12 protein-coding genes are annotated in these 10,468 nt (G+C 63.9%); 5 read left to right on the plus strand and 7 right to left on the minus strand.

Annotation, left to right across the window (positions count from 1 at the left end; translation table 11 throughout):
• A partial coding sequence (locus tag JOZ76_RS02345) for an aldo/keto reductase (protein WP_291697024.1) occupies positions 1-865 on the plus strand: 865 nt, incomplete at its 5' end.
• Between the two features lie 28 nt (positions 866-893).
• Here JOZ76_RS02345 and JOZ76_RS02350 read toward each other — a convergent pair.
• The 3 genes from JOZ76_RS02350 to JOZ76_RS02360 form a co-directional block, all read right to left on the minus strand.
• Complete coding sequence (locus JOZ76_RS02350; protein WP_291697025.1) at positions 894-1,370, minus strand: thioesterase family protein; 477 nt, start codon at positions 1,368-1,370, stop codon at positions 894-896.
• Positions 1,371-1,437: 67 nt separating this feature from the next.
• Entirely contained in the window at positions 1,438-2,403 is a 966-nt protein-coding gene (locus JOZ76_RS02355) for an NAD(P)-dependent oxidoreductase (RefSeq protein WP_291697026.1), read from the minus strand.
• A gap of 27 nt (positions 2,404-2,430) precedes the next feature.
• On the minus strand, positions 2,431-3,735 hold the full coding sequence (locus JOZ76_RS02360; protein ID WP_291697027.1) for a M24 family metallopeptidase: 1,305 nt from the start codon (positions 3,733-3,735) through the stop codon (positions 2,431-2,433).
• Between the two features lie 140 nt (positions 3,736-3,875).
• Between JOZ76_RS02360 and JOZ76_RS02365 the strand changes: the two genes are divergently transcribed.
• From JOZ76_RS02365 to JOZ76_RS02375, 3 genes are all read left to right on the plus strand, one after another.
• Positions 3,876-4,943: a LacI family DNA-binding transcriptional regulator gene (locus JOZ76_RS02365; RefSeq protein ID WP_291697028.1), complete on the plus strand. Its 1,068-nt coding sequence runs from the start codon at positions 3,876-3,878 to the stop codon at positions 4,941-4,943.
• 123 nt (positions 4,944-5,066) lie between these two features.
• Positions 5,067-6,329, plus strand: a complete 1,263-nt coding sequence (locus JOZ76_RS02370; RefSeq protein ID WP_291697029.1) for a methyl-accepting chemotaxis protein — start codon at positions 5,067-5,069, stop codon at positions 6,327-6,329.
• Positions 6,330-6,745: 416 nt separating this feature from the next.
• Positions 6,746-6,988: a hypothetical protein gene (locus JOZ76_RS02375; protein WP_291697030.1), complete on the plus strand. Its 243-nt coding sequence runs from the start codon at positions 6,746-6,748 to the stop codon at positions 6,986-6,988.
• Between the two features lie 18 nt (positions 6,989-7,006).
• On the opposite strand, the gene JOZ76_RS02380 is transcribed toward JOZ76_RS02375, so the two are convergent.
• Complete coding sequence (locus JOZ76_RS02380; RefSeq protein ID WP_291697031.1) at positions 7,007-7,231, minus strand: hypothetical protein; 225 nt, start codon at positions 7,229-7,231, stop codon at positions 7,007-7,009.
• Between the two features lie 788 nt (positions 7,232-8,019).
• Here JOZ76_RS02380 and JOZ76_RS02385 point away from each other — a divergent pair.
• Positions 8,020-9,240 (plus strand): S1C family serine protease, encoded by a 1,221-nt coding sequence (locus JOZ76_RS02385; RefSeq protein WP_291697032.1) that lies wholly within the window; start codon positions 8,020-8,022, stop codon positions 9,238-9,240.
• A 52-nt stretch (positions 9,241-9,292) separates the two neighbouring features.
• Here the strand turns inward: JOZ76_RS02385 and JOZ76_RS02390 are convergent, their stop codons facing one another.
• From JOZ76_RS02390 to JOZ76_RS02400, 3 genes are all read right to left on the minus strand, one after another.
• Positions 9,293-9,757 carry a class I SAM-dependent methyltransferase gene (locus JOZ76_RS02390; RefSeq protein WP_291697033.1) on the minus strand — a complete coding sequence of 155 codons (465 nt, stop codon included), beginning with the start codon at positions 9,755-9,757 and terminating at the stop codon, positions 9,293-9,295.
• 119 nt (positions 9,758-9,876) lie between these two features.
• Entirely contained in the window at positions 9,877-10,236 is a 360-nt protein-coding gene (locus JOZ76_RS02395; RefSeq protein ID WP_291697034.1) for a hypothetical protein, read from the minus strand.
• A gap of 1 nt (position 10,237) precedes the next feature.
• Entirely contained in the window at positions 10,238-10,453 is a 216-nt protein-coding gene (locus JOZ76_RS02400) for a hypothetical protein (protein ID WP_291697035.1), read from the minus strand.
• Positions 10,454-10,468: the final 15 nt, after the last annotated feature.

A 10,468-nucleotide genomic window follows, 5' to 3' on the forward strand; every position in this document is an offset into this window, starting at 1 on the left:
GGACGCCTATTCGAAAGGCGGTTCCGAGGAGGCGGTCGGCCGCGCCATCTCCAACAACAGGCAGGGCTGGATCCTCGCGACAAAACTCGCCAACCCGATGGGCGAGGATCCCAACCGCGGCGGGCTGTCGCGGCGCTGGGTGCTGCAGGCGGCCGAGGAAAGCCTGAAGCGGCTCGGCACCGACTACATCGACATCTACTATCTGCACAAGGAGGATCACGCGACATCCCTCGAAGAGACGGTGCGCGCGATGGGCGAACTGATCCGGCAGGGCAAGGTGCGTTATTTCGGCGTTTCGAACTACCGCGCCTGGCGCATCGCCGAGATCTGCAACATCTGCGACAACATCGGCATCGACCGCCCGGTGGCGAGCCAGCCCTACTACAACGCGATGAACCGTATGCCCGAGGTCGAGCATTTTCCGGCCTGCGGCTATTACGGGCTCGGCATCGTGCCCTACAGCCCGCTCGCCCGCGGCGTCCTGACCGGCAAATACAAGGTCGATGCGCCACCGGACAAGGAGACGCGGGCCGGCCGCAACGACACGCGCATGATGCAGACGGAGTGGCGGCCGGAATCCCTGAAGCTCGCCGAGATCATCAAGCAGCATGCGGAGAGCAACGGCATTACCGCGGGCCAGTTCGCCGTTTCATGGGTGCTGAACTCGTCGTTCGTCACCGCGGTCATCGCAGGCCCGCGCACGGAAGCACAGTGGGACGACTACATCCGCGCGCTCGACTATCGCTTCACGCCCGAGGACGAGGCGCTGGTCGACCGGCTCGTGGTGTCAGGCCATCCTTCGACGCCGGGCTACAACGATCCGGCCTATCCGATCGAGGGACGGCGGGCGCGGACGGGGAGTTGAGCCATGGCCGACCCTGTGGAATAGAAATTCAACCGACCATATACGCCGCCGCGCCGGTGGCGATCTGCTCGTCGGCGTCGTTCACGAGCTCGGAGTGAACGACGGCGACGCGGCCGCCGAGCCGGACGACGCGGCCGGCGGCGACGAAATACCGGCCTCGCCCGGGTCGCAGATAATCGATGCGCAGATCGATCGTGCCGATGTTCGGAAGCAGCGGTACCGCCGAAGACTCATGCATCTTGCCCTCGTCCGTCTTGCTGGCAGCCAGGGCCAGCGCGATCGCAAGCCCGCCGACCACGTCGAGGGTCGCCGAGATGACGCCGCCATGCAGGATCTGCCGGACCGGATTGCCGACCAGTTCCGGCCGCATCTCGAAGCGCAGCCGCGGTGAATTGGCGTCAAGCGATTCGACAGAGAGACCCAGCACCCGATTGAACGGAATCATCTGTTCAAAGGCATGCTTGACAGCCGACTTGAGGCTCGCGAGCTTGTGCTCGTCATCCATGTGATCACCCCATTCGGTTATCGGCGATTAATCGCCAAGGGTCTTGTCGCAAAATGATCCGCCCCTTTTATCCCTCCACCTCGAGGCCGGTCGGCATCGGCACGTTTTCCGGCTCGAGCTTGAGGCCGGAGGCCAGCGCCACCGTCTCCAGCAGTGCCGAAAAATCCTCCTCCAGATAGGCCGCGGGGTCCTTCTGCAGCGTCGCCGCGCCAAAGTGGCTCTGCAGCGCCTCGCGTGTTGCGGCGGTCACCGGCATCGGCACGTCGAGATCGCGCGCCGCTTTCAGGCCGAGATCGAGGTCCTTGCGCAGCAGCGCCGGGGTGAAGGTCGTAGTCCAGTCGAGATTGACCAGCGCGTTGCTCTTGTACTTGCTGAAAGTCGAGCCCATCACGCTGGCATTCATGAAGTCGAGAAAGGCATGCCGCGGCACGCCGGCCTTTTGGGCCAAAATCGTAATCTCGGCGAGATTTTGGATCACGACACCGAGGAAGACGTTGTGCGCGATCTTGCAGATGCGCGCGAGTTCGCCTTCGCCGACATAGGAGACGCCGGAGGCGGCGATCACCGACAGATAAGGCTCGATCTGTTCGAACGCGGCCCTCGGCCCCGACACCACGGAGGACAACTTGCCCGCCTTGACGCATTTGCCGTTGCCGGAGACCGGCGCGCTGATGAAGTCGCAGCCGCGTTTTTTCAAGTCGTCGCGGATCGCTTCCGACTGCTCGATGCCGATCGAGGAACAGTCGACCAGGATTTTGGGCCGCGAGGCCGAGCCGCCGGCGACCAGTCCATTGCTGCCGAAATAGACCTGTTCGAGATCCTTCCCCGTCGAGACGATCGAGAACACGATGTCCTGGCCGGCAAGATCACCTGGGCGATCAACGATCGTCGCGCCTTTCGCCGCGAGCGGCTCGGCCTTGGCGCGGGTGCGGTTCCAGATCGACACGGGATGGCCCGCCTTCAACAGGCGCTCGGCCATCGGAAAACCCATGCGGCCCATGCCGATCCAGCCCAGCGAATGTTTCGCTGTCATCGTTCCTCTCCTCTGTTGTTGTCGGGTTCAGTAGCGGTTGGCGATCGGCAGTTCTTCCGCCGGAAACAGCGTGATGACCTGACAGCCCTTGTCGGTGACGACGACCTCCTCCTCGATGCGCGCGGCCGAAAAACCGTCGCTCGCCGGGCAATAGGTCTCCAGCGCAAACACCATGCCGGTCTTGATCTCCATCGGATGTTCGAGCGAGACGAGGCGCGAGATGATCGGCCGCTCGTGCAGTGCGAGGCCCAGACCATGGCCGAACTGCAGGCCGAACGCGGCCATTTCGCTGGGGAAGCCGAACTCCTCCGCCTTCGGCCAGACCTTTGCGACGGTGTCGGTCGAGACGCCCGGCCTGATCAGGGCGATCGCATTGTCGAGCCATTCGCGGCAGCGCTTATAGGCGTCGCGCTGGACGGCCGTGGCGCGCCCGATGTTGAAGGTGCGGTAGTAGCAGGTGCGATAGCCCTGATAGGACTGCAGGATGTCGAAGAAGGCCTGATCACCCGGGCGCAGGATGCGGTCGGTGAAATTGTGCGGATGCGGATTGCAGCGCTCGCCCGAGATCGCGTTGATCGCCTCGACATCATCTGAGCCCATCTCATAGAGCAGCTTGTTGGCGAGCGCGACGATCTCGTTCTCGCGCACGCCGGGCTTCAGCGCCTCGTACATCGAATGATAGACGCCATCGACCATCGCGGCCGCCTGGTTCAAGAGCATGATCTCGTCGATGTTCTTGATCTCGCGCGCGTCCAGCATGATCTGCTGGCCGTCGACCACTTTCATTCCTGCGTTCTGCAGTTCGAAGAACATCGCCGTCTCCGCGATGTCGACGCCGACCGGCATGTCGGCGACACCTGCTGTGCGGAGCAGGCTCATGACCTCTTCGGCATGCGCCTTCATCAATCCGACCGCGGGCGGCACCGTGCCGCGCATTCCGAGCATGCCGGCCCGGCAATTGTCCGGCGCGAGCCAATCGCAATAGATCCGGTGATGGACGGCGGCCGAGCCAAAATCCCAGACGATCGGCTCTCCGTCACCGGCGAGCAGCGCGAAGCGGCAGAGCTTGTCGCGCTCCCATTCGCCGATCTTGGTCCCCGTGACGTAGCGGATATTGTTGACATCGAAGAGCAGCAAGGCGCCGCAGCCGGACGCCTTCAGCGCGGCACGGGCGCGGGCCAGGCGGTAGCGGCGCAAACGGTCGAAATCGACCCGACGCTCGAAATCAACCGAGATATGACCATGGGAGGGGATCGCGCGATCCCAGCGCCAATGGGGATTCAGATGCTCGGGGCTGACCAGGTTTGGTTTCAGCGCATTCGGAACATTCATCCGGCGTCTCCAGCCTTATCACAGAACTTAGTTATGCAAACGTTTGCAGAGGTTTTATTGCCCGTCCATGAGGCATGTCAAGGTTGACGAATCGAGCTTACAAGATCGCAGATGGAAGGACACGCGTTGAGAGAGCCCGAATGAACCACAACCATGAGAGCCTGAGCCGGCGCCGGGCGAAGGCCGCGGCCCCGTCGCGCCCGACGATCAAGGACGTGGCGTCCCGCTGCGGCGTGCATCCCTCGACCGTCTCGCGCGCGCTCAGCCCTGCGATGAGCCATCTCGTCGCAGACGATGTGGCGAAACGGATCCGCGCCACTGCCGCCGCCCTGGGCTATCGGCCCAACATCACCGCCGCCGGCCTGCGCACGGGACGCTCCGGCCTTGTCGGCGTGCTCGCGCCTGATATTGCCGACCCTAACTTTCCGCCGGTGCTTGGCGGGGTGGCCGAAGCGCTGCATGAGGCGGGCTATGCGACCATCGTCGTCGATGTGGGACCGCACGGATCGCCGGTGGAGCTTGCCGATCGTCTGATCGCACGCGGGGTCGATGGCCTGGTTCTCGCCACCGTGTCGCTGCACGACCCCGTCGTCGAGCATTGCATCGACGCAAGCATCCCGGTCGTGCTCGTCAACCGCACCGATGCCGGAAAGCTGGTGCCTTCGGTCGCCAGCGATGACGAAGCCGGGATCAGGCTCGCAGTCGACCATCTGCTTGCGCTCGGTCATCGCCGGATCGGCCATGTCGCGGGCCCGCAGGACATCTCGACCGGCGCGCTGCGCCGCGCAGGTTTCGAGGCCGGCATGGCGCAGGCCGGGGTTCCGGGAGAGGAGATCGCCGTCGAGGCCGCACCTGGCTATACGCGCGAGGCGGGACGCGCCGCGGCACTGCGCCTGTTGGAACGAAGGCCTGATCTGACCGCGATCGTTGCCGCCAATGACCTGCTGGCGCTCGGGGTTTATGACGCGCTCGCCGAACGCGGGCTGAATTGCCCGAACGAGGTGTCCGTTGTCGGGCATAACGACATGCCCTATCTCGACATGCTCTCGCCGCCCCTGACCACCGTACGCATTGCGCAGCGCGAGATGGGCGACAGAGCGGCCCGCCTTCTGCTCGCGCAGATCCGCGATCCCGATGCGCGCCACGACCACGTCGTGCTCGCACCGCAGCTGATCGTTCGGGGCTCGACGGCCGCGCCGCGCGGCTGATGCTGGTGCAGGCCTGAGCGACCGGTCTTCCACCGCCGCGTGTGCAGACCAGCGCCAGTAAGCGTTTGGTTAATATCTCCTTGTTATGGGTGGCAAACATTCCCTTAAAAGCGGATTGCCCCCATGAAGTTCTTTTCCGGCTCGGCCCAGCACAACCGCGACAACATGGTGTGGCAGGCGGCGTTCGAACGCAGCTGCGACGCGATTCTGGTGCTGTCGGGCGCAAAAATCATCGCCTGCAACGAGGCCGCTGTCCGCTTCGGCGGCTATCGCGCCAAGGCCGACCTGCTGTCGCGGTCGCCGGCCGACATGGCGCCCGAACTGCAGCCGGATGGCCGCCGCTCCGCCGATGTTGCGAAGGAGAAGGTCGCGCTGGCGATAAGGGAAGGCCAGGCGCGCTTCGAATGGATCACCCGCCGCGCCGACGGCGCCCACATGCCGGTGCAAGTCACGCTGGTGCCCGCCGAGATCGACGGCCAGCCCGTCGTGCTGAGCTATCGGCGCGACATCTCCGACCTCGTCGCCGCGCGCGAGGAGAAGCAGCGCGTCATGGCAAAACTCGCCGGCGAATTCGAACAGATGATCGGCACCATCGCCAGCACCGTGCTGGCGGCCGCGAAGGGCGTCGAGACGACGGCGGGGTCGCTGAGCCGGACCGCGGAGCAGAGCGCGCAGCGCGTCACCGCGGTCGCCGCCGCCTCCAAGCAGGCGTCCACCAATGTGCAGTCGGTGGCGGGTGCGACCGAGGAACTGTCGAGTTCGGTCGCCGAGATCAATCGCCAGGTCGGAACGTCCTCGGCGATTGCCGCCGAAGCGGTGCAAGCTTCCGCGCGCACCAATGATCTGGTCAACAGCCTCGCGGAAGCGGCGGCCAAGATCGGCGCCGTCACCGACATGATCAACGCGATCGCCAGCCAGACCAACCTGCTCGCACTCAACGCCACCATCGAGGCGGCCCGCGCGGGCGATGCCGGCCGCGGTTTTGCGGTCGTTGCCTCCGAGGTCAAGAACCTCTCCAGCCAGACCGCCAAGGCGACCGAGGAGATCAGCGCGCATATCAGCGCCATGCAGCGCGCAACCGGCGACACGGTCAGCGCCATTCAGGGCATCAGCGGCACCATCGGCCAGATCAGCGACATCGCCAAGACGATTGCGACCGCCGTCGAGCAGCAAGGTCTCGCAACGAAAGAGATCGCGCGCTCGGTCAGCCAGGCAGCGTCCGGAACCGGCGAAGTCGCCGACAACATCAATGCGGTGACGCACACCATCGACGCGACGGGCACGGCGGCCAGGGAGATGCTGGGCGCGGCTGGTCAGCTGTCGAAGCAGGCGGACATGCTGCGCGATAAAGTCGCGGGTTTCCTCGGCGCCGTGCGCGCCGCCTGAGCCAAGGAGGCGACCAACGCGGCTGGTCACGCGGATGTGACGCTCACGTCCCGCCCGCCGCGATTTCGACACGCCAACGCCAAATCCAAAGCTGCACTGGGATCAAGGGGTTATCGGGTAGCCGACCAGCGAAAGCACGCGCAAAACGTGTATCGCGGACAGGCTGCCGCGCCGGCTTCAGACAACCACGCCGGCATCGGCGCCGCGGGGGTTATCTTGTCATTCACGATGTTGTATGCAATCGAGTGCAAAAAAAATTTGCGAGCGCACCTCACGATACCATTTTCCCCGTAGAATCCCGGTGTCATAAACCCTTTTACCACCGCGGCCTTGATCTATTCTCCACAATCCTGTGATGCTCTTCACAGAAGATGGCGCCGACCGGATGGTAGAAAAAAACCGACATGAAACAGCACATGATCCTAGGCCGAGACAACGACGACGCCGAGGCTTGCCGCGATCGCTGGCTGTCCGAAAATCCCTCGATCAAGATCCTGCGCGTCCATCATCCGAGGCCCGAACCCGAGACCTGGCTGACGCGGCTCGGCGGGCGCAATGTTCCGCGTGTTTCGATCACCGTCGAATACGAAGAACTCGAGCGCGAACCGGAAACATGTGCGGCGGTCTTCCGCGAAGACCAGGCTCAAACGATCGGTTGAAGCCGGATCAGGCAGGCCTCATCGTCGCGAGAACCGCTGAACGAACACCGTCACGGCCGCAACGATCAGAATTGCAATGAACGCGTCCGCCCGAATCTCCTCACGCGGAATCCCGCCATAGACGTGGAGCACATGGCGAAGGATCGCCGCGATCAGCACCGCAGCGAACACGATCGCCAGAAAATTCCGCAGTCGAAAACTTCGTGGGTCCCACACCGGACTGTCCCCCGGAAGCACACCCATCTTCACTCTTCGCGAAATCACCGGATCGATCAAGGGCTTTTGGTTGCTGCGGTACAACATCGCAGATTTTCGCCATGAAAGCGCCGCATCTGCGGACAGCTGCACGTGAAGATGCGCAACCCTTTACCGTCATTGTTGGTTGGAACAAAAAGCATCGGTTGCATGGTACGGCTGTTGCAGTCTAAAGCGCGTTCGAAATGCGTGGCATCGCTTGACGGACTGCGGCGAGCGCGTGACACGCCGCGCGCGCGACGCGATGCATCGAGGCGGAATGCGGACATCCACTTCTGATTTCCGCAAATAGCCAAGCAATTTATTTTTTCGCGAAGGACTGGACAGGACCGCGCGAAGCTGCAGTGATTTGCCCGTCGAGACTGGGCAAGTATCAGGCAAGCGCGTGCGAGCCCGACGCGAAAGCGGCAGTGTCCTACGAAGCAGACGATCGCCCCTCGTAAGCTCGACGACGCGCCACGCCGCAAGCGCGCCCCGATTGATCTTGCTCTTGCCGGCGACGTCAGCAACGCGTCCATGCGCTTTTCATCCTCGAGACTCTCGTGCAGCAGCCGCTGATCGGCGCGGAGCGAGCCGGCCGGCGGCGCTGTTCCGGAGTGCCGGCATAACTGCCGCGCCGTGCCGGTATTCCTGAATCAGCGGCCGTTTCTGAGGTGCAAGGCGAATGCGGAAGGAGCGCCCTTCACGTCATACGGCGGAGGAACCTCGCGCCTGACAGATTGTTGGACGTCAAGGTCCCGGGTGGCATCCGCAACGCCTGAAGGGAAAAAGCGGAAATGGCTCACGACAAGTTCTTCGGCCGGCCCAGCGCGGCGATCCTGGGCGGGATGATCGGTTCTACGGCTCTGATCGGCGCAGCGCTGGCGCAAACAGCCACGATCGACCGCACCGATTCCGCGGCCCCGCCTGCGATCCTCCTGCACCCTGTTACAGACCGCGCGTATCGTGGTGGACCCGGCGATTTCGCCGAGCTTGCACAAAAGGTTCAAGCCGCCGTGATCGGCGTCACCTCCAAAGCCCTGACGCGCAAGACCCTGCCCGGCCAGTCGTTCGAATTCGGCACGCCGCAGCAGGAGGGTCGCAAGGACGACGCCCCGCCGCCCGATCCCGCCGATGCGCAAGCGGACTCGGAAGCCCCCGAATTAGTGGCGGTCGGATCAGGCTTCTTCATCTCCGCGGATGGCTATGCCGTCACCAGCAGCCGTCTTGTCGAAGACAGCGATGAGGCGGAGGTCCATACCAGCGACGACAAGACCTATACGGCGCGGGTCGCGGGCAGGGACAAGCTGAGCGATCTGGCATTGATCAAGGTCGATGGACGCACCGATTTCAGCTTCGTCAGGATTGCCGATCGGCCCCCGCGCGTCGGCGACTGGATCCTCGCTGCCGGCAATTCCTTCGGGCTTGGCCTGACGCTGATGGCCGGCATCGTGTCGGCCCGCGAGCGCGAGATCGAAACGGGTCCGATGGACGGCCTGCTGCAGATCGATGCGACGATCAACAGCGGCGATTCCGGCGGGCCGAGCTTCGATACCGATGGCGACGTGATCGGCGTCAATAGCATGATCTTTTCGCCGTCCGGAGGCTCGACCGGAATCGCCTTCGCGGTCCCCGCCGACACGGTGAGGGACGTGATCGCACAGCTCAAGGACAAGGGCTCCGTGACGCGCGGATCGATGGGGGCCGAAGTCCAATCCGTCACCCGCGACATTGCCGACAGCCTCGGCGAAAACAATCTGCATGGCGCAATCGTCGCAGGCGTTCAGCAAAACAGTCCCGCCGCGAAGGCCGGGCTGCGGCGTGGCGACGTCATCACCTCGGTGGACGGAGAGACGATCAAGAACGCCCACGAACTGACCAGGAAGATCCATGCGACGGCGCCCGGCTCCTCGATCCAGTTCGCCATGGTCCGGCAGGGACAACCGAATTCATTGAACGTGACGGTGGGTCTGCTGCCGCAGGACGAACCGCGATCGTCCGCGGCCGCTCCGAGGTGACCGGAGTTCGGCACGCAGACGCAAGATCTCGAAAGCGCAGCTTCGCCCGCGCTCAGGCGACCATGTCGAGGGCATCGTCACCGAGATGCTTCTGCAAATCGCAGATCTTCATGCCGAACGACATCGAATAGAGGTCCACGCTGGCACTTGGGACTTCCACCAGCCGATGGGCGTCGAACACCCGAAATTGCACGGCGCTAGCAAGCCGGCCTGCGCGCCGTCTAGCGACGTCGAGCATCGCCGGACAGATGTCCGAGACGACGCAGCTCCGCGTCGTCGCGCCATCGAGCCGGCGGATCACGCGCAGGGCGATGTCGCCGGTGCCGGCCGCGACATCGAGCATGTTGTCCCAGCGCGAGGCGGCGATGCGCCGCGCCATCCGCCGCTTCCAGATGCGGTGGATGCCAAGGCTGAACAGGTCGCACAGCAGGTCGTAACGCAACGCGATGCGGCTGAAAACGTCATCGACGACCGAATCGAACGAGGCGGCATTGGGGTCCGTGGATACGCTGTCCATCATTACGCTTTGAAATGGAGAATGGCGCCGCAGAGGCTGCAAATTCAGATTGAAATTTCATTGTAGAATCTCAGGAGCCGGGTCCGGCGAACCGATGCAACGCCTGCCACGCTGGACCGCTACATCCGGGCCCGCTCCTCGCTCGACAGCACGGCGATCGTGCGCTTCGCGATGTTGCGCATGAGCCCGATCCCGGTCAGATCCCGCCCGTCCGCAAGCGCCTTGGAAACGACCGTCAGATCGCGCCAGCAGAGCTCCTCCTCAGGCGGCGCCTCGCGCATCCACAGCGCCGTCCGCAGGAATATATCGGCCCATTTGTGACGACGGCGCGCAAAGGCGCTCTGCAGCAGATAGGTCACGAGCTTCGCACGGCCACGACCGCGTCCGCCTGCCACCAGCTGTGCGACCTGCGGATCGTCCTCGAACCAGGATGGTTCGAGCGCGCAGAGGTCGGCGAGTTCGCCGCTGTTGCGCAACACCTTATTGCGCCAGTTCGCTCCGGATCAGATCACGATGGGCAATGTGATTGGCCAAAACCAGGCGGAAGGTTGCAAGCAGGTCTGCCGCCAGAACGGTCGAATGGCCTCCGCGCTCCAGTTTGCGGATGATCTCGAGCTGTCGCGCAACGTGCTGCCGGCCCAGCAGAACATGTTGTTCCGCTTCTTTCAGATGCTTTTGGGCCAGCCGGAGGTCCATTTAGGCTCCGTGCGC

The organism is Bradyrhizobium sp. (genome assembly GCF_019244115.1).
In the GTDB taxonomy this organism is placed as follows: domain Bacteria; phylum Pseudomonadota; class Alphaproteobacteria; order Rhizobiales; family Xanthobacteraceae; genus Bradyrhizobium.